Origin of the sequence: Bacillus sp. FSL R5-0523 (assembly GCF_037975295.1) — a bacterium.
Classification (GTDB): Bacteria; Bacillota; Bacilli; order Bacillales; family Bacillaceae; genus Bacillus; species Bacillus subtilis.
The window spans coordinates 2,601,312-2,626,189 of record NZ_CP150251.1 but is presented as its reverse complement, the minus strand read 5'-3'; the positions used below and the strand labels follow the sequence as shown (position 1 = coordinate 2,626,189).

Here is a 24,878-nt window from a genome sequence, read left to right as displayed (position 1 = left end):
ACTTTGCCTGCGAATTTGGGAAAGAGGTGCAAAACGGTGAGCTCGTTTGATAAAACGATGAAATTTAATTTCTCCGATGATTCTGCTGAGACTAACGTAAATGAGGTGCTGATTACAGTGTATGACGCGCTTCAGGAAAAGGGCTACAATCCAATCAACCAGATTGTCGGATACTTGCTGTCAGGTGATCCCGCTTATATTCCTAGGCATCGTGACGCTCGCAATTTAATTCGCAAACTTGAAAGAGACGAATTAATCGAGGAATTGGTAAAGTCTTATTTAGAACAGCATAAAGAGGCGTAAATAAAGAATGAGAATATTAGGACTCGATTTAGGAACCAAAACACTCGGTGTAGCTCTGAGCGATGAAATGGGCTGGACTGCTCAAGGCATTGAGACCATAAAGATAAATGAAGCAGAAGGCGATTATGGTTTATCCCGTTTATCTGAACTGATAAAGGACTATACTATAGATAAAATCGTGCTCGGCTTTCCTAAGAACATGAACGGAACAGTCGGCCCGAGAGGCGAAGCCAGCCAAACATTTGCGAAAGTGCTTGAAACAACGTACAATGTTCCTGTTGTGCTGTGGGACGAGCGTCTTACCACAATGGCGGCTGAAAAAATGCTGATTGCAGCTGACGTCAGCAGGCAAAAACGAAAAAAAGTCATTGATAAAATGGCGGCTGTTATGATTTTACAAGGATATCTTGACAGCTTAAATTAAAGCCAGAGGTGAAGAAAATGGAACACGGCGAAAAAAATATTACAATTGTTGACGATCAAGGAAATGAACAGCTTTGTGAAGTGCTGTTTACATTTGAAAACGAAGAGTTTGGCAAGTCTTATGTCTTGTACTATCCAATCGAATCAAAAGATGACGAAGAAGTAGAAATTCTTGCTTCCAGCTTCACGCCCAACGAAGACGGTGAAAACGGTGAGCTATTCCCGATTGAAACTGACGAAGAATGGGATATGATCGAAGAAACATTAAACACATTCTTAGCGGACGAAGACGAAGAGTAAAACATCGCGCCAAACCAAAGCCGGAGCTATACTGCTCCGGCTTTTTTCTGCTTTATGCAGGCCTCTTTTTGTAATAAATTGCCGAAATACAATGAATCATGTAGTATAAGAGCTGATGGGAGGAGACCTAATGTATATCAATCAGCAAAAAAAATCGTTTTTTAATAAAAAAAGAATCATACTGTCTTCCATTGTTGTGCTGTTTCTCATCATTGGCGGGGCATTTTTATATGGGAAATCATTGCTTGAACCTGTTGAAAAAGACAGTAAAACGACAGTTAATATTAACATTCCGAGCGGTTCGTCTGTTTCAGCCATCGCATCGATATTAAAGAAAAATGATGTCATAAAAAGCGAGAAGGCGTTTCAGTACTATGTGAAATATAAAGGTGCTTCCGGGTTTCAGGCCGGATTCTACCATCTGAATAAAGGTATGGATTTAGATGCCATTATTCAGAAGCTGACAAGCGGGGCTACAGGCTACGCTTTTCAAATCACAGTAACTGAGGGAGCACAGCTGACCCAAATCGCGGCTGCTATTGCTGATGAAACAAAATACTCTAAAAAACAAGTCATAGCGAAGCTGGACGATGAAACATTTATCAATCAGCTGAAGAAAGAATTCCCGGACACTGTGACAAATGATGTTTTCAATAAAAACATTAAGCACCCGCTTGAAGGGTACCTATTCCCGGCTACATACCCTTTTAACGATCCGGACACATCACTTGAAGACATTATCAAGGCAATGATTAAGCAGACAAATTCTTATGTGGAAACATATAAATCAGAAATGAAGAAAAACAAAGTCTCTGTGCATAAGCTGCTGACAATGGCTTCTTTGATAGAAGAAGAAGCGACTGAAAAAGCCGACCGCCATAAAATTGCGAGCGTCTTTTATAACCGCCTGAAAAAGAAAATGCCGCTCCAAACAGATCCGACCGTGCTGTACGCGGCAGGCAAGCATAAAGATCGGGTTCTTTATAAGGATCTGGAAATCGATTCGCCATACAATACGTATAAAAACACAGGGCTGACGCCAGGGCCGATTGCCAATGCCGGTATGTCATCATGGGAAGCGGCGCTGCATCCGGATAAAACGGACTATCTGTATTTCTTGGCCAAATCAAATGGTGAGGTCGTATTTACAAAAACGCTAAAAGAGCATAATAAAGCAAAAGAAAAATACATTTCCTCAAAAAACGAGAAATAAAAGGAGAGCAAAAAGCTCTCCTTTTGTTCGCTTTCCGCAAGGTTTTATGATAAAATATATCGGGTTGTTTACCGATGTATCATGATGTATTCAGAGAGTGTCCTGCGCATAAGACTGGGGCACTCCTTTTTAGAACGGGAGGCTGTTTGTAGTGACTGACCGGTATGAACAAATAAATGACTATATAGAAGCATTATTAAAGCCTCGGCCGGATAACGTGAAGAAGCTTGAAGCATATGCAGAAGAACATCATGTCCCGATCATGGAAAAAGCGGGCATGGAGGTGCTGCTTCAAATTTTGTCTGTGAAACAGCCGAAAAAAATACTAGAAATCGGAACGGCCATTGGTTATTCAGCTATTCGAATGGCGCTGGAGCTGCCGTCTGCTGAAATATATACAATTGAACGCAATGAGAAACGGCATGAAGAAGCGGTAAACAATATCAAGGAATTTCAGCTTGATGACCGGATTCATGTTTTTTACGGAGATGCGCTTGAATTAGCCGACGCCGTTCATGTAACTGCGCCTTACGATGTCATTTTTATTGACGCTGCAAAAGGTCAGTATCAAAACTTTTTTCATTTATATGAACCGATGCTTTCACCGGACGGGGTGATTATAACAGACAACGTGCTGTTTAAAGGTCTGGTGGCAGAGGATTACAGCAAAATAGAACCGAAGAGAAGGCGCAGGCTTGTAGCAAAAATTGATGAATATAATCATTGGCTGATGAATCATCCGGATTATCAAACTGCGATTATTCCTGTCGGGGACGGACTTGCGATTAGTAAAAAGAAGAGGTGAACGTCATGAAAAAACCAGAGCTCTTAGTGACGCCGACGAGTACAGCGGACATTTTGCCGCTCATACAGGCTGGGGCAACTGCGTTTTTAGTTGGGGAACAGAGATACGGCTTGAGATTAGCCGGAGAATTTTCTCGTGAAGATGTAACAAAAGCCGTAGAGATTGCTCACAAAGAAGGGGCAAAAATATACGTTGCTGTAAATGCAATTTTCCATAACGATAAAGTGGGTGAGCTTGGCGAATATCTGGCTTTCTTAGCAGAAGCCGGTGTCGATGCAGCGGTATTCGGCGATCCTGCCGTGCTGATGGCTGCCCGTGAATCTGCGCCTGATCTGAAGCTTCATTGGAGCACAGAAACGACAGGCACCAACTATTATACATGCAACTACTGGGGACGCAAGGGTGCGGCGCGTTCTGTGCTTGCCAGAGAATTAAACATGGACAGCATTGTTGAGATTAAAGAAAATGCTGAAGTCGAAATTGAAATCCAGGTGCATGGAATGACGTGCATGTTCCAATCGAAGCGTTCTTTGATTGGAAACTATTTTGAATATCAGGGCAAAGTCATGGACATTGAAAGAAAGAAAAAAGAATCAGGCATGTTTTTACACGATAAAGAACGTGATAATAAATATCCGATTTTCGAAGATGAAAACGGCACTCACATCATGAGCCCGAACGATGTGTGCATCATTGATGAGCTCGAGGAATTGATAGATGCCGGAATTGATTCTTTCAAAATCGATGGTGTTTTGAAAACGCCTGAATACCTAATAGCAGTCACCAAAATGTACAGAGAAGCAATTGATTTGTGCGTGGAAAACCGTGACGAATACGAAGCGAAAAAAGAAGACTGGATCGAACACATTGAAAGCATCCAGCCAGTAAACAGAAAAATTGATACCGGATTCTTCTTCAAGGAAACGGTTTATTAATCAAAAGGAGGTTAAGCTATGACTGCCGTAAATGATAAAATATCCACAATCGTTAATGGAAAGCGTGTGATTATGAAAAAGCCGGAGCTTCTCGCACCTGCGGGTAATCTTGAAAAGCTGAAAATCGCTGTTCATTACGGAGCGGACGCGGTCTTTATCGGGGGACAGGAATACGGGCTGCGCTCGAATGCCGATAACTTTACGATCGAAGAAATTGCAGAAGGCGTTGAATTCGCAAAGAAATATGGCGCGAAGATCTACGTAACAACGAATATTTTCGCCCATAATGAAAACATGGACGGGCTTGAAGACTATTTAAAAGCACTTGGAGACGCCAACGTTGCCGGTATCATTGTGGCAGATCCGCTTATTATCGAAACATGCCGCAGAGTGGCGCCGAATGTTGAGGTTCACTTGAGCACACAGCAGTCTCTTTCGAACTGGAAGGCTGTCCAGTTCTGGAAGGAAGAAGGTCTCGACCGCGTCGTGCTGGCACGTGAAACTAGCGCTCTTGAAATCAGAGAAATGAAAGAAAAGGTAGATATCGAAATCGAATCCTTCATTCATGGCGCAATGTGTATTGCATATTCCGGCCGCTGCGTGCTGAGCAATCACATGACAGCGCGGGATTCCAATCGCGGAGGCTGCTGCCAGTCATGCCGCTGGGATTATGATCTCTATCAAACAGACGGTGCCAACGCCGTTGCTTTGTATGGTGAAGAAGATGCACCATTTGCGATGAGCCCGAAAGATTTGAAGCTGATTGAATCCATTCCAAAAATGATTGAAATGGGGATCGACAGCTTAAAGATTGAAGGCCGCATGAAATCCATTCACTATGTAGCAACTGTTGTCAGCGTATACCGCAAAGTAATCGACGCTTATTGCGCTGATCCAGAGAACTTTGTGATTCAAAAAGAATGGCTTGAAGAGCTTGATAAGTGCGCCAACAGGGACACTGCGACAGCTTTCTTTGAAGGAACGCCAGGCTATGAAGAGCAAATGTTCGGCGAACACGCCAAGAAAACGACATATGATTTTGTCGGCTTAGTGCTGAATTATGATGAAGATACACAAATGGTCACGCTTCAGCAGCGCAATTTCTTCAAAAAAGGCGACGAAGTGGAATTTTTCGGACCAGAAATCGAAAACTTTACACATACGATTGAAACCATTTGGGACGAAGACGGAAATGAGCTAGATGCTGCCCGCCATCCCCTGCAAATTGTCAAATTCAAACTAGACAAAAAGATTTATCCGAGCAACATGATGAGAAAGGGGAAGTAACAGCCCATGGGTAAGAATCCAGTAGTCATTGGAATCGCAGGAGGTTCCGGTTCAGGAAAAACGAGTGTCACACGGTCCATTTATGAACAGTTTAAAGGACACTCAATTTTAATGATCCAGCAGGACCTTTATTATAAAGACCAAAGCCATCTTCCGTTTGAAGAAAGGCTGAACACAAACTATGATCATCCGCTTGCGTTTGATAATGACTATTTAATCGAGCATATTCAGGATCTATTGAATTACCGCCCGATTGAAAAGCCGATTTATGACTATAAGCTTCACACACGTTCAGAAGAAACGGTTCACGTAGAGCCAAAGGATGTTATTATCCTTGAAGGCATTCTTGTTCTTGAAGACAAAAGGCTTCGTGATCTGATGGATATCAAGCTTTATGTTGATACGGACGCTGACTTGCGTATCATCAGACGGATTATGAGAGATATTAATGAGCGCGGACGCTCTATTGATTCTGTCATTGAACAATATGTATCAGTGGTCCGTCCGATGCATAACCAATTCGTCGAGCCGACGAAACGATACGCTGATATTATTATCCCGGAAGGCGGTCAGAATCACGTCGCAATTGATCTGATGGTCACAAAAATTCAAACCATTCTTGAACAAAACGCGATTTTGTAATACCATAGCATAGACATAAATAACTCTGACCATATTATGTATAGGCAGGAAGGGAATGTGCGAATTCCCTTCTTTCCCTGTTTATAAACGCGAAATATTTGCAGAACGACACGATTCAGTTTAAGATAAACAGTACCTATATGGGAGAGAAGAACGAGGACTGCCCTGTGTTCTCATTCTTGTATTTTTTAGTTTATGCTCTCATACATAATCGAAGATGTTGAGGGACAACCAGAAGGAGTGAAGGGACATGGCACAAGAGAAAGTTTTTCCTATGACTGCAGAAGGAAAACAAAAACTTGAACAAGAATTAGAATATTTGAAAACGGTTAAACGAAAAGAAGTAGTAGAGCGAATCAAAATTGCGAGAAGCTTCGGAGACCTTTCCGAGAACTCTGAATACGATTCAGCGAAAGAAGAGCAGGCATTTGTAGAGGGCCGCGTGACGACTCTTGAAAATATGATTCGCAATGCGAAAATCATTGAAGATGACGGCGGCTCTAACGTTGTCGGTTTGGGTAAAACCGTCACTTTCGTCGAACTGCCTGACGGTGATGAAGAATCATATACGATCGTCGGAAGCGCGGAAGCTGACCCGTTTGAAGGGAAAATCTCAAACGACTCACCGATCGCAAAAAGCCTCTTGGGCAAAAAAGTAGATGAAGAAGTCACAGTACAAACACCGGGCGGAGAAATGCTCGTGAAAATTGTGAAAATTTCATAATATTTGTTTAGCAGCGAAACACCTCGTCCACAATGTGGGTGAGGTGTTTTTTTATGAAGATATCGAAACGAATGAAGCTGGCAGTCATCGCATTTTTGATTGTATTTTTTCTGCTTCTGCTGAGGCTTGCAGAAATCCAGCTGTTTTTCACAGAATCATTTTCTAAAAAGAAAATTAATTTGATTCAAGAAAGTGTGAAACAGCGGACGGAGGAAGTGCTTATTTCAGATGGAAGAGGCTCTTTTTTAGATCGAAACGGGCGGGCGCTGACAGGACAAAGCGAGCCTGCGGTTGTTTTGTTCCCTTTTCTGCTGACGCAGGATTGGCCGATCAAAAAAGTTGCGGACATCCTCGGCATGTCTGAAGATGATTTGCGCCAGACACTAGGTAAGGCAAAAAAACCGGTCATTTTGCAGCAAAAGAAAATCAAAACACTTTCAAAACAATCTATCACAAAAATCAATTCTTTGAAATATCCCGGCATTTACGGCGTATATATGGAGAATGAAGACAAGCCCAGCCTTGCTTCACATACGATAGGGAGCACGAACCAAGATCCGGCGCTGCTTCGCAAGAAATATCCTGACAAGGAGAGCCTTCCGATTACAACAGAAATCGGAACAACTGGTTTAGAACGGACATTTGACGAGTTTTTGCTTCCGGAACAAGACACAAAGCTTTTATATCATGTGGACGGAAAAGGAAACCCTTTGTTTGGCATGGACGTCAAATATACAGCTGAAGCCAATACATTTTATCCGCTCCAGGTCAAAACAACGATCGATCAAAGCATTCAAAAAGCGATGGAGGAGGTATTGGATGAACAGGGGCTGAAAAAGGGAGGAGCTGTGCTGCTGGACATCGAAAATAGCAGTGTTCTGGGAATTGTAAGCAAACCAGATGCGGATGTGTCCCGGCAAAACACACTTCAAAATTATATGCTGACGCCAATCTATCCCGGATCAGTTTTTAAAACAGTCATTGCCGCAGCTGCAATCGAAAATAATATGGTGAAGCCTAGTCAAACCTTTAATTGCAATTTAAACCTGTACGGGGAACCGGGGGACGACAAAGGAACCTTGTCTTTTGATGAAAGTTTTGCACAAAGCTGTAATTACACATTTACGAGTCTTGCAGAACAATTAATGAAAAAAGACAGCTCGGTTATTGAAGATATGTCCGAGAAGCTGGCTCTCACTGATCGGGCAGGCTGGGAGGGAAAACTGTACCACGAAACCGATTTCCGCCAGCTGTATAACGAAAAAAGCGGCGTGATTTGGGGGGATGAAAAAGACAAATCAGTCAAAAAAGCCATTGCGCAAACAGCAATCGGGCAGAAAAACGTAAAGGTAACGCCGCTGGAGGTAGCCAATATGATGGCGACAATCGCCCGCGGCGGAGAAAAACGGCAGGTGAAAATTGCCGAACAAATTGAGTATAAGAACGGCACAACGCTCGTTACGTTTAAAGATCAGAAGCTCAAAGGGGAAACGATAGACAAATATACGTCACAGCAGCTTCAAAAAATACTGCGGCGGGTGGTAGAATCTCCTTCCGGAACGGGCAGAAGGTTTCAAGATCTTCCGTATACTGTAGCAGGGAAGTCGGGCACAGCCCAAACAGGCAAGCTTTCAAAAGAGAAGGAAACGCTCTATGAAAAATGGTTTGCCGGATATTTTCCCGCGGATAAGCCGAAATACGCTCTGGTTGTTTTACACATGGATACACCGGGAGATAAGGCTCTGACAAATTCGGTGTTTTATGATATTGTTAAAAAAGTACACGAAATTGAAATCAATCAGAAATAGAACAACTTCTCAGCACATGTTAAAATATATGCTGAGCCAAGAGGGATAAAGGAGTGCAGAATTATTGAGCAATAATCAATCTCGTTATGAAAATCGTGATAAACGCAGAAAAGCCAATTTAGTGCTTAACATTTTAATCGCAATCGTATCCATACTAATTGTCGTAGTAGCAGCGAATCTCTTCATTAACAGTCCTTCTAGCAAAGATGTCAGCAAGGATTCTGAAACGGCGCAAAAACAGGAATCTCCGGCTTCAGGAAAGACGGAAAAGAAATCGGATGAGGATATAAAAGACAGCAAGAAAGATACATCTGACAGCGAAAAGGATTCTGAGAAGTCTTCTGACTCTGATTCCAAAAAAGATGATTCTTCTTCTAAAAAAGATGACTCTGATTCAGATTCAAGCTCAGATTCAGCCGGTGACGGGCTTAAAGATGCAAAAGTAACAGAAGGCGGCTCATCGAGCGATGTGGAAAAAACGTATGAAAATCCTGACTGGAAAGCAGTCGGAACTGAGCAGACTGGCGAGCATGCCGCTACTTATGATTCAAGCTCACAAGACTGGGCTGAGATGCTGAAAGCCATTTCATACGCAACTGGTGTCTCAACAGATAACATGACGGTGCTCTGGCTCGGAAATAACGGCAGCCCTCAGGATGCCAAAGGCAAGATTTTGGACAAGGCGACTGGGAATAAATATCAAGTCACGATTACATGGGTCGATGAAAAAGGCTGGAAGCCGACAAAAGTAGAAAAGCTAAAATAAACAAAAGCAGCCGGGTTAAAACCGGCTGCTTTTGTTTTAGGCTTCAGCTGCGAAATGAACCACCGCGCTGTACAATATTCTTCCTTCTGCCACAGCAGTTTGGTGTGAAACAGATTTCACCCGGAGCATGATGGCTTTATTGTTTTCAATTTGTGTATTGATTTTCTTTTCAAGCTCCTGCAATGAAGCGGCTTCAAAAAATTCCACTTTGTCTTTAATCAGATCTAATTGAAAATTCATGTCTTGACCCTCCAGCTTTCACAAGTCATATGAAGTATAAGCTTTTTTGCGGTCAATGCGCAATATGAGATGGCATAAAATACACAAAGTGTTTTAGTACCTGCTTTTCAGAAGATGTGGTATTATAGGAACTGTTCCATCATTAATTCATAGTATGCTTATAGGAATTATTAAATATGGAGTGTGACAAATATGGGACGTGAATTTATCCCTCTCTTTGAAGATTGGGCAGCAACTTATGATCAAACAGTACAAGGTTTAGATATTCAGTATAAAGAAGCGTTCAGAGGCTACGATCATATCCTTGATGCCATCGTCAGCAAATCTGGAACGCATGTGTTAGAATTTGGCCCGGGGACAGGGAATTTGACGGCTAAGCTGCTCGATGCAGGCAAAACTGTATTTGGAATCGAACCTTCTCCAGCAATGCGTAAACTGGCTTCTGACAAGCTTTCAGGCAGATCGGAAATCGTTGATGGAGACTTCCTGACATTCCCTGAGCCGCCATTTCAGGCTGATACAATTGTCAGTTCATATGCTTTTCATCATTTGACTGACGAAGAAAAGCGGGCTGCCATAAAGCAATATGGCAAATACCTTCACTTGCATGATAAAATAGTGTTTGCCGATACCGTCTTTGAAGATGCGCAAGCGTATCAACAGGCTATCGATAAAGCCCGTTCTCAAGGCTTTTATCAGCTTGCAAATGATTTAGAGACAGAGCATTATCCTACATTGGATGCGTTGAAAGAAATGTTTACAGCTGAAGGTTTTGCAGTCCGATTCACTCAGCAAAACGACTTCGTGTGGATAATGGAGGCGATCAAACGGTAAAGTGAAGGGAATGTGAATAGATGAGACTAGCAGTCATCGGAGCAATGGAAGAGGAAGTTACCATCTTAAGAAACAAACTTGAAAATGCAAAAACAGAAACGATCGCACACTGTGAATTTACAACAGGCGAATATGAAGGAACTGAAGTGATTCTTTTAAAATCAGGAATTGGAAAAGTAAATGCTGCGATCAGCACGACGCTTCTGCTTGACCGTTACAAGCCTGATTATGTCATTAACACAGGCTCAGCCGGCGGATTTCATCATACATTGAATGTAGGGGATGTCGTCATTTCTACTGACGTTCGCCATCATGATGTAGACGTAACGGCTTTTGACTATGAATACGGCCAAGTGCCGGGTCTTCCGGCTGCTTATGCGGCGGATGAAAAGCTGATCAGCATCACTGAAGAAGCGGTATCTGAACTCGACGGCATTCAGGTTGCAAAAGGAACGATTGCAACAGGCGATTCTTTCATGAACGATCCGAAGCGGGTTGAAGAGGTGCGTGCGAGATTTTCTGATTTGTATGCGGTTGAAATGGAGGCTGCGGCAGTGGCTCAAGTGTGCCATCAATTTAAAACGCCGTTTGTCGTCATCAGAGCGCTATCTGATATCGCAGGAAAAGAATCACATGTTTCATTTGACCAATTTTTAGAGCAGGCGGCTGTCCATTCAACAGAGCTTGTGTTAAAGGTGATCAAACGAATTCATTAAAACGGGGAGAACGTTCTCCTCCGTTTTTTCTAAAAACACCCTCTAATAAGGAGGAGGACATATATGACAGTGATTACGGACATTACCGAGCTGATTGGGAATACACCGCTTCTCCGCTTGAAGAACTTTGATGTTCCAGAAGGAGTCGCGGTGTATGCCAAGCTTGAAATGATGAATCCAGGGGGAAGCATCAAAGACAGACTGGGAGATATGCTGATTCGTGACGCGCTCGATTCAGGCAAGGTGAAGCCCGGCGGAGTGATTATAGAAGCTACGGCAGGCAATACAGGGATCGGCCTTGCGTTAAGTGCCAGAAAATATGGGCTGAAAGCGATTTTCTGTGTCCCTGAACATTTCAGCAGAGAGAAACAGCAAATTATGCAAGCGCTTGGCGCATCAATCATTCATACACCGCGTCAAGACGGAATGCAGGGCGCCATTCAAAAAGCCATTCAGCTGGAGACTGAAATTGAAAATTCTTATTGCGTTTTGCAATTTAAAAACCGAGTAAATCCATCGACTTACTATAAGACGCTTGGACCTGAAATGTGGGAAGCGCTTGATGGGAATATTCATACGTTTGTCGCAGGGGCAGGATCAGGGGGCACGTTCGCAGGAACTGCTTCCTTCTTAAAAGAAAAAAATCCAGCAGTCAAAACGGTGATTGTTGAACCGGAGGGCTCGATTTTAAACGGAGGAGAGCCTCACGCTCATAAAACAGAAGGCATCGGCATGGAGTTTATCCCCGATTATATGGATAAGAGCCATTTTGACGAGATCTACACCGTAACAGATGAGAATGCGTTTAGACTTGTGAAAGAAGCGGCAGAAAAAGAAGGCCTGCTGATCGGAAGCTCTTCAGGTGCAGCGCTTTATGCGGCATTGGAGGAAGCGAAAAAAGCATCCGCTGGAACTAACATTGTCACAGTATTTCCTGACAGCAGCGATCGATATATCAGCAAACAAATATACGAAGGAGGCATCTGATATGAAGAAAAAAACATTGATGATACATGGCGGAATCACAGGTGATGAGAAAACAGGCGCAGTTTCCGTGCCCATTTATCAAGTAAGCACGTACAAGCAGCCGAAAGCAGGACAGCATACAGGCTACGAGTATTCAAGAACGGCCAATCCGACTCGAACCGCTCTCGAAGCACTTGTGACAGAACTGGAAAGCGGGGAAGCAGGCTATGCGTTCAGCTCAGGAATGGCTGCCATTACAGCGGTTATGATGCTGTTTAACAGCGGAGATCATGTCGTGTTGACTGATGATGTGTACGGCGGAACATATCGCGTGATGACAAAGGTGCTTAACCGTCTTGGCATTGAATCAACATTTGTTGATACGAGCAGCAGGGAAGAAGTTGAAAAAGCGATTCGCCCTAATACAAAAGCCATTTATATTGAAACACCGACAAACCCGTTGCTCAAAATCACCGACCTGACGCTCATGGCTGATATCGCAAAAAAAGCGGGTGTTCTGCTTATTGTAGACAATACCTTTAACACTCCTTATTTTCAGCAGCCGCTTACTTTAGGCGCTGATATCGTACTTCACAGTGCGACAAAATATCTTGGCGGACACAGTGATGTCGTCGGAGGTTTAGTTGTGACAGCTTCGAAAGAGCTTGGAGAAGAGCTGCATTTTGTGCAAAACTCCACAGGCGGCGTGCTTGGCCCTCAAGATTCCTGGCTGTTAATGAGAGGAATCAAAACGTTGGGACTCAGAATGGAAGCGATCGATCAAAATGCGCGGAAAATCGCAAGCTTTCTTGAGAATCACCCTGCTGTCCAAACGTTATATTACCCTGGTTCTTCAAATCATCCCGGACATGAGCTTGCAAAAACGCAAGGATCGGGCTTCGGCGGCATGATCTCCTTTGATATTGGCAGTGAAGAACGGGTTGATGCGTTTTTAGGAAATCTGAAACTGTTTACCATTGCTGAAAGCCTGGGGGCGGTTGAAAGCTTAATTTCTGTTCCTGCAAGAATGACACATGCCTCTATTCCGAGAGAACGCCGGCTTGAGCTCGGCATTACGGACGGCTTGATCAGAATTTCTGTAGGAATTGAAGATGCGGAAGACTTGTTGGAAGATATCGGCCAAGCGCTTGAAAATATATAACAAATGGATAGAATTACTTTCTCTGTAAGCCGCCGGATTATATTATAATAGTCGTATACTATGAATCTGGCAGGTGATTCTTTTGAACAAAAATAGAATGAAATCTTTAAAAGAAGACTACAAGCATTTTGCTTTTACATTGCTTGCAGTCAGCACTTTTTTATATATAGGCGCAGTTCTCCCTGATCAAGGCTTAACATTAGGCCAGAAATCGACGATGTTTTTAGCGGATTGCGTATTTTTAGCCGGTGCCTTCTTTTGCGCTGACCGTTCACTTATTTACAAGAAGCGTTTGGAAGAAGCCGACGAATAAAAAAACAGCCATCATCAAGCGATGGCTGTTTTTCTGTTATTGTTCTCGAAGTTCTTTTCCCATGCCTTTTAAAAACTGAAGGCCGAAGCCGACGGCTCTGTTGATGTCAGGGTCGTTCATTGCTTTTAACAGGTCGAGAACCCCGACTTTCTTGTCTTCTTTTAAAAAGCTTTGTGCCTGTTCAGTCCCAGCCATTACGCTTTCTAAAAGCTTTGCTGTAAACTCAGGATCGGCTTTTGTCAATGCGCCTCCGGCGGCCATCATCGTGTTGATGAGGTTGGTGACAGGCTCGCGGGAAACTTGGCCAAGCGCAATCTTGGCAATGTCTTCCTTCGCTCTGAGCATGCTTGTTGCCGCATCAAAAATTCCAAGATCATTGAGTTCATTCATTAACGTCATCGTTTTAGAGACGGCGTCCTCATTTTCCGCCAGCAGCTCTTTCAGTTCTTCTATTTTTTCAAGCTTAATTTGCTCGGCTGTTTTTGTTTCTTTTTTGATCGTCGTAATCGGAGTGGCCATTCGTTTTCCTCCTATCGTTTAATCAGTCAGATGGACATAGCCAGGACGGTTCCATTTTCTTTCTGCTTCGACTCCGTTTTGCGGATGCCGTTTTTTGTTGCGCGGATTTGTTTTTGGAAGCGGCGCTGTTTCACAGCCGCCAAGCACTTCCATGCGGACCTTTGTCTGTTTATAAGCAGGCGTGTTCGTCCGTTTATCAGCTGCAGGGCCCGTCAAGAAGTTAATCGCTGACTCCTTGTCTGTCGAGTTCATTGGCAGATAGAGTTCATTTTTCCGTACCCGGTCTGTGATCAGCGCGTTCAATTTGACTGCTCCGAACGGAGAAACGAGCCGTACAAGCGAACCGTCACAAACACCTCGCTCTTGTGCAAGCTCAGGCGAGATCTCAACGAATACATTCGGCACTTTCGCTTGGATGCCTTTCGATTTATTTGTCATGTTTCCTTCGTGGAAATGCTCCAGCATCCGGCCGTTATTGATATGAAGGTCATATTCCTCCGGAAATGCCGCTGGCTCAGTCCAATCAGAAAGGGCAAAGCGGGCTTTTTTGTCAGGGAAATTAAATCCGTCTTCATACAGAAGCGGTGTGCTTTCACCTGTGAAGCTGCCCCATAGGAAGCTGTTCCAGCCTTCTAGCACCTCATAGCTTGCTTTGGCAAACAGAGGAGAAAGACTTGCCATTTCAGAGAAAATGTCACTTGGATGGCTGTAATTCCAATTCGCTCCTAAACGGTTTGCCACCTCTTGAATAATCCACCAGTCCGGTTTTGCGTCACCAAGCGTCGGAAGCGCCTGGTACAATCGCTGGACACGGCGTTCTGTGTTGGTAAATGTTCCGTCTTTTTCAAGTGAAGGAGTGGCCGGCAAGACGACATCAGCATATTGAGCTGTTCTTGACAGGAAGATGTCCTGTACCACGAAGAAATCAAGGCTTGATAAAATATCATGCACATGGTTCGCGTTTGAATCGACCAGTGCCATATCCTCACCGACAAGATACATAGCTTTCATTTTTCCTTCTTCAATGGCATGAAGCATTTGAATATTATCTAAACCAGGCTTTCCATCAATCTCGACACCATATGCCTCTTCAAATTTAGCGCGTGCTTTGTCATCTGTAATATGCTGATATCCCGGCAGCCAGCCAGGCAATGTTCCCATATCACATGCGCCTTGCACGTTATTGTGTCCGCGCAGAGGATAAGCGCCGGCACCTGGACGGCGATAGTTGCCCGTAGCGAGAAGCAGGTTTGAAATGGCTGCTGATGTATCAGAACCGCCTGTATTTTGTGTGACACCCATTCCCCAAAGGACACAAGTGCCGTCAGCATCACGAATCATTTCAGCAATTTGAATGATGTTTTCTTTTGAAAGGCCTGTGATGCGTTCTGCATAATCAAGCGTATACGTTTTAAGGGTTTCTTTATAATCTTCAAAGTAATTGACGTTCTCATCAATAAACGCCTGATCGTGCCAGCCTTGGTCAATCATATATTTCGTAACAGCCATCAGCCAAACTTGGTCTGTGCCTTGTTTAGGGCTGATGAACAGATCAGATCGCTCGGCCATCTCATTTTTACGCAGGTCGGCAACAATCAGTTTTTGACCGTGAAGCTTGTGCGCCCGTTTGACGCGTGTTGCGAGCACCGGGTGTCCTTCCGCCGGATTGGCGCCGACGATGATGACGAGACCGGCTTTGGCGATATCTTTAATCGTGCCGGCGTCACCGCCCATGCCGACAGTGCGGAACAATCCGTCTGTAGCAGGAGACTGACAGTAGCGTGAACAGTTATCGACGTTGTTTGTTTCAAATACCTGACGCGCTAGCTTTTGAATGACGTAGTTTTCTTCATTCGTAATTTTAGAAGAAGAGATAAACCCTACAGAGCCTTTACCGTACTGCTCTTTAATTGATCCTAGTCTGCTTGCAACAAGATCGAGGGCCTCTTCCCAAGAAGATTCCACAAAAGCTCCGTTTTTACGGATTAAAGGTTTTGTGATCCGCTCTTCAGAATTGACGAAATCCCAGCCGAATTTCCCTTTGACACATGTGGAAATCGCGTTAACCGGAGCATCAGAAACAGGCTGGATCTTTAGAATATCCCGGCCTTTTGTCCATACTTCAAATGAACACCCGACACCGCAGAACGTACATACAGTTTTTGTTTTTTTCGTTCTCGTTTCTCGCATGGCCGCTTCAACTTCCGAAATGGCAAAAATGCTGCCATATCCCGGTTCAACGTTTTTCACGAGGTCAATCATCGGCTCCATAACGTCCTCTTTAATCCCTGTCATAAAGCCAGCCTGCCCGAGCATTGATTTTTCCATCAATGCATTACATGGACATACTGTGACACACTGACCGCAGCTGACACAAGAAGATTCATTGATCGGAACTCCCTCATCCCAAATAACGCGAGGGCGTTCGCGTTCCCAGTCGATTGAGAGTGTTTCATTTACCTGAAGGTTTTGACAGACCTCAACACACTGGCCGCAGGCAATACATTGGTTTGGATCATAGCGGTAAAAAGGATGAGACATATCAACCGCGCAAGAAGGATCTTCTTTTGGCGTGTATGGGTATTTTTGATGCTCGATCCCCATCATTTCCGCTGTATTATGCAGCGTACAGTTTCCATTGTTGTTATCGCAAACTGTACAATACAGCAAATGATTTTCAAGAAGGCGGTCCATCGCTTCGGTTTGCGCTTCTTTCACTCGATTTCCTGAAAGATCAATAGACATCCCGTTTTCTGCAACCGTCGCGCATGAACGAACCAGCTTGCCGTTTGCCTCTACTATGCAAGTATCACAAGTTTGAATCGGGTCAACCTCTGGTACGTGGCAAATCTGCGGGTACTCAATTCCGTTTTCATTTAAAATATCTAAAATTGTGGCCCCTGCTCGTGCTTGAATTTCTGTTCCGTCTACACGGACACTGATCGACTTAACGTCCATCATATTCATATTCCCCTCCATCTTTCTTTCAAGAAGTCAAAAAAAGCCATGTATAGATACACCTGCCCTTAATTCTAAGAAGGTGTAAACACACATGGCGGAATAGTTCACTAGCAAGTCTTACTAACAGACCAATCCTTGATTTTTATAAAACGATAGACTCATAACAAGATCCTATTACAAATCCATCAACACTGCTTTTATTATAATGTGATATTTATTATAATACAATATGGCAGGAAAATTTTAACCAAGTGAAATGTCCTGAGGGGAACCGGGAAAAGCCTTTATAAGGCAATATCGGAAGGGGTAATCAGCATGTCTAAAAAAATTCATGAATTCAATGATATTATTCGAAAACTTCGCAAAGAATTGTTCGGAAAAGGGCCTGAGAGAATTCATACTGTATTTGTAGAAAACATGGCAGTTTCAACACTGTACGGAAATCTGAGTGCAAGCGAGCAGTTTATCGCCCGCACGCCTGAAGGAAGAGAGATGGTACATGCGGCCCGGACAAGCCTAATTCAAGACCTTTATTCCAAACAAACACCGGAAGGAATGGAGGAACTCATGGGAGCTAAGCTAGTCCATTTGTTTTCTGATATTAAAATTGAGGAAAACATCGCTGTATCTGTATTTGTTTTTGACCGAAAAATAGATGAGCAAAAAGAAGCTCTGCAAAGCTAGTATATTTGTCATTGACACAAATTTGTCACATTTGATATGATGTTGCTACAGTTATAGAAGGCTAAAGCAATGGAATGTATGCACGAACTGTATATATTCTCTTTCAATATCTCACATACTGCTTGATATTGTTGTATGGGTATGCATACAAGTTAGGCAGCATTCAAACGCCTGGTTTGACACAGGTTATTTGAGTGCTGCCTTTTTTATTGCCTTTCTTGCATAACTGTGAGAAAAGAAGAAGTAATGGAGGCGTTTAATTATGGCTTTTCGAAAACCGGATGAAATAGCGGAAGCAGCAATTGAAGCAGGGATGAAAAAAATTAAGCTCCCGCTGCCGTCACTGCTTGTGCTGGGGTTTTTAGGCGGTGCATTTATCGCGCTTGGGTATTTGCTTGATATCAGGGTAATCGGCGATCTTCCGAAAGAATGGGGGAGCCTGTCCAGTTTGATTGGTGCAGCAGTATTTCCAGTAGGCCTGATCCTAGTCGTTCTCGCTGGCGCTGAACTGATCACAGGCAATATGATGTCAGTTGCGATGGCGTTATTCTCGAGAAAAATATCAGTAAAAGAGTTGGCGATTAACTGGGGAATCGTCACAATTATGAACTTAATCGGCGCATTGTTTGTTGCGTACTTTTTCGGGCATTTGGTTGGATTGACTGAAACAGGTCCTTATTTAGAAAAAACGATTGCCGTTGCCCAAGGAAAGCTTGATATGAGCTTTGGCAAGGTTCTCATTTCCGCCATCGGCTGTAACTGGCTTGTATGTCTTGCAGTGTGGCTTTCTTTCGGCGCCCAAGACGCAGCAGGAAAAATCCTTGGCATCTGGTTCCCAATCATGGCTTTTGTGGCTATCGGATTTCAGCACGTTGTCGCCAACATGTTTGTGATTCCTGCTGCCATTTTTGCAGGCTCATTCACGTGGGGGCAGTTCATCGGAAACATCATTCCGGCTTTTATCGGTAATGTCATCGGCGGAGCTGTATTTGTAGGTCTCATTTATTTTATTGCATATCATAAGAAAGACCGTTCCAGAAAAGAAATGAAGCAGGTGTCATGACCAACGGGCAAATCCATTCGATGATTTGCACAATTTCCATCCATTTTTAGAAAAAGATGTTTACAAAATGGAATTTGGTGGATATACTTACAAAGTAAGAAAAAAGCAAAGGAGGCTGAACCAAAATGACAATCAGAAAACGACGTCAACCTGTACGTGATACACATGTAAAAGTTCATGATTTATTCAGCCTGTGGAAGAGTTCGTGTCCTTCCTTAACCGATGCTTATCGCACGCATTAAATTCGGAATAGTCGGACATACGCAACTCCCCGCAGGCAGTAGAGGCATTGGTGTCTTCTTTTGTCTGCGGTTTTTATTTGCCCGCAGCAGAAGAGTGTGCCGCGGGTTATTTCGCTTGTGCGGACTTTGAAAGGGGGTGAGCGATATGACGATTAACCTATTCTTTTTAACGTTAACGATTAAAAAACGGTTTAAAAGCCTGGAAGAATTCGAACGAGAACAGCAGATTGAGCAGATTTATGATGAAATGAAAGAGTCTCAGTTAAAGCATCTTTATTTAACAAACTGGCGCTAAAAGCAACGAAAAAAACTGAAGGGGGAATGGCATATGCTTAGAATGGAACTATTGATGCATTATACTATGGAGAAGGACCAAGTTTAGCGAAACAGCTGTCAAGAAAATGCCTGCCTGCATACAATAAATCAACGTTACTGTGAGGCAGGTGATGGCATGATGAACGATTATCAAAAAAGGCTGCCGTCGATTGGCCATGGTTATGCGTCCATGCCGCATTCCTTCAAACATGGTTATGGAAATCCATTCCGACAGCAGAGGCTGATGGCAATGCAGCAGCAAAGGCTGTATGTATTCCCTTATCATTGGCATTAGAAAGAGGGCAGAAAACATTATGTTTTCTGCTTTTTTTGCGGAAAAAAATGAAAAAGTTTAGTTCTGTTGAAACATTTTTCAATACATTGCCGTCTAGTTGGTACCTTCCTTCACTTTTAGAAATGAAGATGATGTTTATTTTTTTAAGATAATAAATAAACATAGGAAACCAAAAGCAGGTGTTTAAAATGCTAGAAAATAGACTCTATAAACGATCGAATTTTTGGAAATTATTTTCTTGGAAATATAAGCTAACCAAAACAATTGAGCATATGATGATTGACTCTATAGATATACAAGGAAATGACAGAATTTTAGAAATTGGAATTGGAAACGGCACTGTCTTTAAAAGCATAACCAAGAAACTAGAAAAGGGAAGCCTAAAAAGCATTGATCCTTCAAAACGAAAGGTAAGACAGATATCACGTGCGAATCGAAAGAACATGGGGAACGGGGAGGTTTTTCATGGCTATCCAGAGGACATTCCCTTTGATGACCGTACCTTTAATAAAGTCTTTTCTTTACATACGGTTCAAAGCTGCACCGATATTAGGCTTGCATTAAGAGAAATTTACAGGGTGCTTCAAATTGACGGTCGATTTTATATCAGTATTGACACAAAGACCGGTGAAAAAGAGAAAACGTATATTCAACTGCTGAAAGACCAGCATTTCAGGGATCTTTCTGTTATCCGGCGTGATTCCTGTCTATGTATTGTGGCTGTTAAATAAAAAATTTCTCGGGAAATATATCCAAGATCCTCGCTTTAGGATTTGGGTATATTTTCTTAATTTTTTATTTTTTGCATATACTTTATATTAAAAAAAGTTTTTTTCATATAAACTTATAACAGAAGAAAGAACAAAGAGGTGATTTCAGACAGGGCAGACATTCTTTGTGAACAAAAGGAATGAATATTCATTCCGCAAACGAATCGGAGGTTGTCAGATTACATGTTATCCGCATCCAGCAGTAAATACGACATGATTATGAAAGCGTCGGTCTCACTTTTTACGGAAAGGGGTTTTGACGCTACCACTATTCCTATGATAGCTGAACGTGCTCACGTAGGGACAGGAACGATCTATCGTTATTTTGACAGCAAAGAAACACTCGTCAACGTACTGTTTCAAGAAAGCATCCAGCGATTTACGGAAAAACTGAAGCAAGACGTTTCAGAATTGCCTGTCAGAGAAGGCTTTCACCACGTATTTTGCTGTCTCGTTCAGTTTACGAAAGAGAGCGACTATGCGCTTTTTTTTCTTGAAACAAAAAAAGATGCTCATTACTTAAATCATACAAGCAAAAAAATGATAGAAAATCTGACTCAAATGCTTGATGACTATTTTAATAAGGGAAAAGCGGAAGGCGTGATTCGCAGCCTGCCCTCTAATGTGTTAATTGCGATTGTATTAGGGGCGTTTCTCAAGATATATCAGCTCGTTCAAACAGGTGATATAGAGATGGACACTGATTTAATTACTGAATTGGAACAATGCTGCTGGGACGCCATTAAGCTTCATTCATCACAAAAATAAGGAAAGGGAGATGTTAATGAAACAGGCAAGCGCAATACCTCAGCCCAAAACATACGGACCTTTAAAAAATCTTCCGCATCTGGAAAAAGAACAGCTTTCTCAATCCTTATGGCGGATAGCTGATGAATTGGGACCGATTTTCCGTTTTGATTTTCCGGGAGTATCCAGTGTTTTTGTATCGGGCCACAATCTTGTGGCAGAAGTATGTGATGAAAGCCGCTTTGACAAGAACCTTGGCAAAGGCTTGCAAAAGGTGCGCGAATTCGGGGGAGATGGCTTATTTACAAGCTGGACGCACGAACCGAACTGGCAAAAAGCCCACCGCATTTTGCTGCCGAGTTTTAGTCAAAAAGCGATGAAAGGCTACCATTCTATGATGCTGGATATCGCAACCCAGCTGATTCAAAAATGGAGCCGGTTAAACCCTAATGAAGAAATTGATGTAGCAGACGATATGACACGTCTGACGCTTGATACGATTGGGTTATGCGGATTTAACTATCGATTCAACAGCTTTTACCGTGATTCACAGCATCCGTTTATCACCAGTATGCTCCGTGCCTTAAAAGAGGCGATGAATCAATCAAAAAGACTGGGCCTGCAAGATAAGATGATGGTGAAAACGAAGCTGCAGTTTCAAAAGGATATAGAAGTCATGAACTCCCTGGTCGATAGAATGATAGCTGAGAGAAAGGCGAATCCGGATGATAACATCAAGGATCTCTTGTCTCTCATGCTTTATGCCAAAGATCCAGTAACCGGTGAAACGCTGGATGATGAAAACATAAGGTATCAAATCATCACATTTTTAATTGCTGGACATGAGACAACAAGCGGTTTGCTTTCCTTTGCGATTTATTGTCTGCTTACACATCCAGAAAAACTGAAAAAAGCTCAGGAGGAAGCGGATCGCGTGTTAACGGATGACACGCCTGAATATAAACAAATCCAGCAGCTCAAATACACTCGGATGGTTTTAAATGAAACCCTCAGACTGTATCCAACAGCTCCGGCTTTTTCTCTATATGCGAAGGAGGATACTGTTCTAGGCGGTGAATATCCGATCAGCAAAGGGCAGCCAGTCACTGTTTTAATTCCAAAACTGCACCGGGATCAAAACGCTTGGGGACCGGATGCGGAAGATTTCCGTCCGGAACGGTTTGAGGATCCTTCAAGTATCCCTCACCATGCGTATAAGCCGTTTGGAAACGGACAGCGCGCTTGTATTGGCATGCAGTTTGCTCTTCAAGAAGCGACAATGGTTCTCGGTCTTGTATTAAAGCATTTTGAATTGATAAACCATACTGGCTACGAACTAAAAATCAAAGAAGCATTAACGATCAAGCCGGATGATTTTAAAATTACTGTGAAACCGCGGAAAACAGCGGCAATCAATGTACAGAGAAAAGAACAGGCAGAAATCAAAGCAGAAACAAAGCCAAAAGAAACCAAACCTAAACACGGCACACCTTTACTCGTTCTTTACGGTTCAAACCTTGGGACAGCTGAGGGAATAGCCGGTGAATTGGCTGCTCAAGGCCGCCAGATGGGCTTTACAGCTGAAACGGCTCCGCTTGATGATTATATCGGCAAGCTCCCTGAAGAAGGGGCAGTCGTCATTGTAACGGCTTCTTATAATGGGTCGCCGCCTGATAATGCTGCCGGCTTTGTAGAGTGGCTGAAAGAGCTTGAGGAAGGCCAATTGAAAGGTGTTTCCTATGCGGTATTCGGCTGCGGGAACCGGAGCTGGGCCAGCACGTATCAGCGGATTCCCCGCCTGATTGATGACATGATGAAAGCAAAGGGGGCATCGCGTTTAACAGCGATTGGGGAAGGTGACGCCGCCGATGATTTTGAAAGCCATCGCGAGTCTTGGGAAAACCGCTTCTGGAAGGAAACGATGGACGCATTTGATATTAACGAAATAGCCCAGAAAGAAGACAGGCCTTCATTATCGATTACTTTTCTCAGTGAAGCGACGGAAACGCCGGTTGCTAAAGCATATGGCGCGTTTGAAGGGGTTGTGTTAGAGAATCGAGAACTCCAGACAGCTGACAGCACGCGTTCAACCCGCCATATTGAATTGGAAATTCCGGCTGGTAAAACATATAAAGAAGGCGATCATATCGGAATCCTGCCGAAGAACAGTAGGGAGCTTGTTCAGCGGGTTCTCAGCCGATTCGGTTTGCAGTCCAATCATGTGATAAAAGTAAGCGGAAGCGCTCATATGGCTCATCTGCCGATGGATCGGCCGATCAAAGTAGTGGATTTATTGTCGTCCTATGTAGAGCTGCAGGAACCGGCATCAAGGCTTCAGCTTCGGGAGCTGGCCTCTTATACAGTTTGTCCGCCGCATCAAAAAGAGCTGGAACAGCTCGTTTCAGATGATGGCATTTACAAAGAGCAGGTACTTGCAAAACGTCTTACCATGCTTGATTTTTTAGAGGATTATCCTGCTTGCGAAATGCCGTTTGAACGGTTTTTAGCACTTTTGCCATCACTAAAACCGAGATACTATTCCATTTCAAGCTCACCGAAAGTTCATGCAAATATCGTGAGCATGACGGTAGGAGTTGTGAAAGCCTCAGCATGGAGCGGCCGAGGTGAATACCGGGGGGTCGCCTCTAATTATTTAGCAGAGTTGAATACAGGTGATGCAGCAGCTTGCTTCATTCGTACGCCGCAGTCCGGATTCCAGATGCCGGATGAGCCTGAAACGCCTATGATTATGGTCGGGCCGGGCACAGGAATTGCGCCATTCAGGGGCTTTATTCAGGCAAGATCGGTTTTGAAGAAGGAAGGAAGCACCCTTGGTGAAGCACTTTTATACTTCGGCTGCCGCCGCCCGGACCATGACGACCTTTACAGAGAAGAGCTGGATCAAGCGGAACAGGACGGTTTGGTCACAATCCGCCGATGCTACTCGCGCGTCGAAAACGAACCAAAAGAATATGTCCAGCACTTGCTCAAGCAAGATACGCAGAAATTGATGACACTCATTGAAAAAGGGGCTCATATTTACGTATGCGGTGATGGATCACAAATGGCTCCTGATGTAGAGAAGACTTTGCGATTGGCGTATGAAGCTGAAAAAGGAGCAAGTCAGGAAGAATCAGCTGAATGGCTGCAAAAGCTGCAAGATCAAAGACGTTATGTGAAAGACGTTTGGACAGGAATGTAAAATATAAAATCCCGCCAATCTGATTGGCGGGATTGCTTTGCATATGAGAAAACCGGCACGATAATGAAATCTACTGAAAAGGATGTTATAGGGAGTATCGCGCCGGCCTTATTATTCATATCGTCATGCAGAGGCAAAAGTTTAGTTCTTTTTACCTTATTTTTAAAAATAAATAGTCTAAAAGTCTTGTTTTTGATTTTCAACTCAGGCTTTTGGCATTTTGTTCTTGCTTATTCCTTAAGATCAGTCATCTGTTGAAGATTGATGCTTGAATTGCTGTTCCACATGCTTACGGTAATGAAAGTCATGAATCAGCCGAATGGTCGGCCTGATTAACAGCAGCAAACTTCCGATCGCAAACAGCCATATCCCTGCCGACATTAATCGGTCATAAAAAAAGAAAAAGCTCCCGACGAGAAACAAAGCACCAATGATAAAATCGTTAACTGTATAAAGAATCTTATATCGTTTTTTGAAAAAAAGTTCATATCGTTTCAGCTCTTTTTGGAAGTCATGTTCTTCATTTACTGTCACCATCATCCCTCCATTCTATTTTGGCTTACCCTTACGTAAACGGAATGTAAACATAAGGGCAGCCTTGCTGAAAGGAGACATAATCAACGATCAGAAACTAAGGTGAAAA

Annotated in this window: 27 protein-coding genes; 23 read left to right on the top strand and 4 right to left on the bottom strand. The window is 43.3% G+C overall.

The annotated features are described in order from the left end of the window. The first annotated feature begins 36 nt into the window (after positions 1–36). The 11 genes from NYE53_RS13525 to NYE53_RS13475 all read left to right on the top strand — a co-directional run bounded on the left by NYE53_RS13525 (position 37) and on the right by NYE53_RS13475 (position 9,206). Complete coding sequence (locus NYE53_RS13525; protein WP_003225903.1) at positions 37–303, top strand: IreB family regulatory phosphoprotein; 267 nt, start codon at positions 37–39, stop codon at positions 301–303. Positions 304–310: 7 nt separating this feature from the next. Further along, a complete protein-coding gene (gene ruvX, locus NYE53_RS13520) occupies positions 311–727 on the top strand; it encodes a Holliday junction resolvase RuvX (protein WP_003229795.1) in 417 nt (138 codons plus the stop codon). A 17-nt stretch (positions 728–744) separates the two neighbouring features. Further along, positions 745–1,026, top strand: a complete 282-nt coding sequence (locus NYE53_RS13515; RefSeq protein ID WP_003246199.1) for a DUF1292 domain-containing protein — start codon at positions 745–747, stop codon at positions 1,024–1,026. A gap of 130 nt (positions 1,027–1,156) precedes the next feature. Beyond that, on the top strand, positions 1,157–2,239 hold the full coding sequence (gene mltG, locus NYE53_RS13510; protein WP_003229799.1) for an endolytic transglycosylase MltG: 1,083 nt from the start codon (positions 1,157–1,159) through the stop codon (positions 2,237–2,239). 151 nt (positions 2,240–2,390) lie between these two features. Then, the gene (locus NYE53_RS13505; protein WP_014480416.1) at positions 2,391–3,044 is read left to right on the top strand and encodes an O-methyltransferase; all 654 of its coding nucleotides are present in this window, start codon (positions 2,391–2,393) and stop codon (positions 3,042–3,044) included. Positions 3,045–3,049: 5 nt separating this feature from the next. After that, positions 3,050–3,979 carry a peptidase U32 family protein gene (locus NYE53_RS13500; protein ID WP_339245130.1) on the top strand — a complete coding sequence of 310 codons (930 nt, stop codon included), beginning with the start codon at positions 3,050–3,052 and terminating at the stop codon, positions 3,977–3,979. An 18-nt stretch (positions 3,980–3,997) separates the two neighbouring features. Further along, positions 3,998–5,266: a U32 family peptidase gene (locus tag NYE53_RS13495; RefSeq protein WP_064670987.1), complete on the top strand. Its 1,269-nt coding sequence runs from the start codon at positions 3,998–4,000 to the stop codon at positions 5,264–5,266. Between the two features lie 6 nt (positions 5,267–5,272). Beyond that, positions 5,273–5,908: a uridine kinase gene (gene udk / locus NYE53_RS13490; protein ID WP_003225916.1), complete on the top strand. Its 636-nt coding sequence runs from the start codon at positions 5,273–5,275 to the stop codon at positions 5,906–5,908. A gap of 250 nt (positions 5,909–6,158) precedes the next feature. After that, positions 6,159–6,632 (top strand): transcription elongation factor GreA, encoded by a 474-nt coding sequence (gene greA, locus NYE53_RS13485; protein ID WP_004399078.1) that lies wholly within the window; start codon positions 6,159–6,161, stop codon positions 6,630–6,632. Between the two features lie 53 nt (positions 6,633–6,685). Beyond that, on the top strand, positions 6,686–8,440 hold the full coding sequence (locus NYE53_RS13480) for a penicillin-binding protein 2 (RefSeq protein WP_024572771.1): 1,755 nt from the start codon (positions 6,686–6,688) through the stop codon (positions 8,438–8,440). A 64-nt stretch (positions 8,441–8,504) separates the two neighbouring features. After that, on the top strand, positions 8,505–9,206 hold the full coding sequence (locus tag NYE53_RS13475; protein WP_003246156.1) for a YrrS family protein: 702 nt from the start codon (positions 8,505–8,507) through the stop codon (positions 9,204–9,206). A 36-nt stretch (positions 9,207–9,242) separates the two neighbouring features. Here NYE53_RS13475 and NYE53_RS13470 read toward each other — a convergent pair whose 3' ends face one another. Continuing rightward, positions 9,243–9,446: a YrzA family protein gene (locus NYE53_RS13470; RefSeq protein ID WP_014477495.1), complete on the bottom strand. Its 204-nt coding sequence runs from the start codon at positions 9,444–9,446 to the stop codon at positions 9,243–9,245. Between the two features lie 192 nt (positions 9,447–9,638). Here NYE53_RS13470 and NYE53_RS13465 point away from each other — a divergent pair, with 192 nt between their 5' ends. From NYE53_RS13465 to NYE53_RS13445, 5 genes are all read left to right on the top strand, one after another. Then, the gene (locus NYE53_RS13465; protein ID WP_041339565.1) at positions 9,639–10,280 is read left to right on the top strand and encodes a class I SAM-dependent methyltransferase; all 642 of its coding nucleotides are present in this window, start codon (positions 9,639–9,641) and stop codon (positions 10,278–10,280) included. A 20-nt stretch (positions 10,281–10,300) separates the two neighbouring features. Next, positions 10,301–10,996 carry a 5'-methylthioadenosine/S-adenosylhomocysteine nucleosidase gene (gene mtnN, locus NYE53_RS13460; RefSeq protein WP_009967881.1) on the top strand — a complete coding sequence of 232 codons (696 nt, stop codon included), beginning with the start codon at positions 10,301–10,303 and terminating at the stop codon, positions 10,994–10,996. A gap of 63 nt (positions 10,997–11,059) precedes the next feature. Then, on the top strand, positions 11,060–11,983 hold the full coding sequence (locus NYE53_RS13455; protein WP_014477492.1) for an O-acetylserine dependent cystathionine beta-synthase: 924 nt from the start codon (positions 11,060–11,062) through the stop codon (positions 11,981–11,983). A gap of 1 nt (position 11,984) precedes the next feature. Next, complete coding sequence (locus tag NYE53_RS13450; RefSeq protein WP_017696065.1) at positions 11,985–13,124, top strand: bifunctional cystathionine gamma-lyase/homocysteine desulfhydrase; 1,140 nt, start codon at positions 11,985–11,987, stop codon at positions 13,122–13,124. An 82-nt stretch (positions 13,125–13,206) separates the two neighbouring features. Beyond that, a complete protein-coding gene (locus tag NYE53_RS13445; RefSeq protein WP_003237358.1) occupies positions 13,207–13,437 on the top strand; it encodes a YrhC family protein in 231 nt (76 codons plus the stop codon). A 36-nt stretch (positions 13,438–13,473) separates the two neighbouring features. Here NYE53_RS13445 and NYE53_RS13440 read toward each other — a convergent pair whose 3' ends face one another. Together NYE53_RS13440 and fdhF are read right to left on the bottom strand one after the other, a co-directional pair. Beyond that, positions 13,474–13,956, bottom strand: coding sequence for a DUF1641 domain-containing protein (locus NYE53_RS13440; RefSeq protein WP_003229812.1), 483 nt, complete (start codon positions 13,954–13,956; stop codon positions 13,474–13,476). A gap of 18 nt (positions 13,957–13,974) precedes the next feature. Then, on the bottom strand, positions 13,975–16,917 hold the full coding sequence (gene fdhF / locus NYE53_RS13435; protein WP_080015520.1) for a formate dehydrogenase subunit alpha: 2,943 nt from the start codon (positions 16,915–16,917) through the stop codon (positions 13,975–13,977). Between the two features lie 315 nt (positions 16,918–17,232). Between fdhF and NYE53_RS13430 the strand changes: the two genes are divergently transcribed. From NYE53_RS13430 to cypB, 7 genes are all read left to right on the top strand, one after another. Continuing rightward, positions 17,233–17,601, top strand: coding sequence for a DUF2294 domain-containing protein (locus NYE53_RS13430; RefSeq protein WP_004398508.1), 369 nt, complete (start codon positions 17,233–17,235; stop codon positions 17,599–17,601). Between the two features lie 262 nt (positions 17,602–17,863). After that, complete coding sequence (locus NYE53_RS13425; protein ID WP_003229815.1) at positions 17,864–18,664, top strand: formate/nitrite transporter family protein; 801 nt, start codon at positions 17,864–17,866, stop codon at positions 18,662–18,664. Between the two features lie 387 nt (positions 18,665–19,051). Continuing rightward, complete coding sequence (locus NYE53_RS13420) at positions 19,052–19,201, top strand: YrzI family small protein (RefSeq protein WP_004399102.1); 150 nt, start codon at positions 19,052–19,054, stop codon at positions 19,199–19,201. 156 nt (positions 19,202–19,357) lie between these two features. After that, a complete protein-coding gene (locus tag NYE53_RS13415) occupies positions 19,358–19,516 on the top strand; it encodes a hypothetical protein (RefSeq protein ID WP_003229817.1) in 159 nt (52 codons plus the stop codon). A 188-nt stretch (positions 19,517–19,704) separates the two neighbouring features. Continuing rightward, positions 19,705–20,247, top strand: a complete 543-nt coding sequence (locus tag NYE53_RS13410; RefSeq protein WP_339245127.1) for a class I SAM-dependent methyltransferase — start codon at positions 19,705–19,707, stop codon at positions 20,245–20,247. 222 nt (positions 20,248–20,469) lie between these two features. Continuing rightward, complete coding sequence (gene fatR / locus NYE53_RS13405) at positions 20,470–21,054, top strand: transcriptional regulator FatR (protein WP_021480200.1); 585 nt, start codon at positions 20,470–20,472, stop codon at positions 21,052–21,054. Positions 21,055–21,070: 16 nt separating this feature from the next. After that, complete coding sequence (cypB, locus tag NYE53_RS13400; RefSeq protein ID WP_339245124.1) at positions 21,071–24,235, top strand: bifunctional cytochrome P450/NADPH--P450 reductase CypB; 3,165 nt, start codon at positions 21,071–21,073, stop codon at positions 24,233–24,235. A gap of 243 nt (positions 24,236–24,478) precedes the next feature. Here cypB and NYE53_RS13395 read toward each other — a convergent pair whose 3' ends face one another. Beyond that, the gene (locus tag NYE53_RS13395) at positions 24,479–24,769 is read right to left on the bottom strand and encodes a YrhK family protein (protein WP_087614863.1); all 291 of its coding nucleotides are present in this window, start codon (positions 24,767–24,769) and stop codon (positions 24,479–24,481) included. Positions 24,770–24,878 lie beyond the last annotated feature (109 nt).

Coding starts and splice junctions, on each gene's coding strand:
- ruvX (WP_003229795.1), top strand. CDS start 311: ATGAGAATATTAGGACTCGATTTAGGAACCAAAACACTCGGTGTAGCT.
- NYE53_RS13515 (WP_003246199.1), top strand. CDS start 745: ATGGAACACGGCGAAAAAAATATTACAATTGTTGACGATCAAGGAAAT.
- mltG (WP_003229799.1), top strand. CDS start 1,157: ATGTATATCAATCAGCAAAAAAAATCGTTTTTTAATAAAAAAAGAATC.
- NYE53_RS13500 (WP_339245130.1), top strand. CDS start 3,050: ATGAAAAAACCAGAGCTCTTAGTGACGCCGACGAGTACAGCGGACATT.
- NYE53_RS13495 (WP_064670987.1), top strand. CDS start 3,998: ATGACTGCCGTAAATGATAAAATATCCACAATCGTTAATGGAAAGCGT.
- udk (WP_003225916.1), top strand. CDS start 5,273: ATGGGTAAGAATCCAGTAGTCATTGGAATCGCAGGAGGTTCCGGTTCA.
- greA (WP_004399078.1), top strand. CDS start 6,159: ATGGCACAAGAGAAAGTTTTTCCTATGACTGCAGAAGGAAAACAAAAA.
- NYE53_RS13480 (WP_024572771.1), top strand. CDS start 6,686: ATGAAGATATCGAAACGAATGAAGCTGGCAGTCATCGCATTTTTGATT.
- NYE53_RS13470 (WP_014477495.1), bottom strand. CDS start 9,446: ATGAATTTTCAATTAGATCTGATTAAAGACAAAGTGGAATTTTTTGAA.
- NYE53_RS13465 (WP_041339565.1), top strand. CDS start 9,639: ATGGGACGTGAATTTATCCCTCTCTTTGAAGATTGGGCAGCAACTTAT.
- mtnN (WP_009967881.1), top strand. CDS start 10,301: ATGAGACTAGCAGTCATCGGAGCAATGGAAGAGGAAGTTACCATCTTA.
- NYE53_RS13455 (WP_014477492.1), top strand. CDS start 11,060: ATGACAGTGATTACGGACATTACCGAGCTGATTGGGAATACACCGCTT.
- NYE53_RS13450 (WP_017696065.1), top strand. CDS start 11,985: ATGAAGAAAAAAACATTGATGATACATGGCGGAATCACAGGTGATGAG.
- NYE53_RS13440 (WP_003229812.1), bottom strand. CDS start 13,956: ATGGCCACTCCGATTACGACGATCAAAAAAGAAACAAAAACAGCCGAG.
- fdhF (WP_080015520.1), bottom strand. CDS start 16,917: ATGATGGACGTTAAGTCGATCAGTGTCCGTGTAGACGGAACAGAAATT.
- NYE53_RS13430 (WP_004398508.1), top strand. CDS start 17,233: ATGTCTAAAAAAATTCATGAATTCAATGATATTATTCGAAAACTTCGC.
- NYE53_RS13425 (WP_003229815.1), top strand. CDS start 17,864: ATGGCTTTTCGAAAACCGGATGAAATAGCGGAAGCAGCAATTGAAGCA.
- NYE53_RS13420 (WP_004399102.1), top strand. CDS start 19,052: ATGACGATTAACCTATTCTTTTTAACGTTAACGATTAAAAAACGGTTT.
- NYE53_RS13415 (WP_003229817.1), top strand. CDS start 19,358: ATGATGAACGATTATCAAAAAAGGCTGCCGTCGATTGGCCATGGTTAT.
- NYE53_RS13410 (WP_339245127.1), top strand. CDS start 19,705: ATGCTAGAAAATAGACTCTATAAACGATCGAATTTTTGGAAATTATTT.
- fatR (WP_021480200.1), top strand. CDS start 20,470: ATGTTATCCGCATCCAGCAGTAAATACGACATGATTATGAAAGCGTCG.
- cypB (WP_339245124.1), top strand. CDS start 21,071: ATGAAACAGGCAAGCGCAATACCTCAGCCCAAAACATACGGACCTTTA.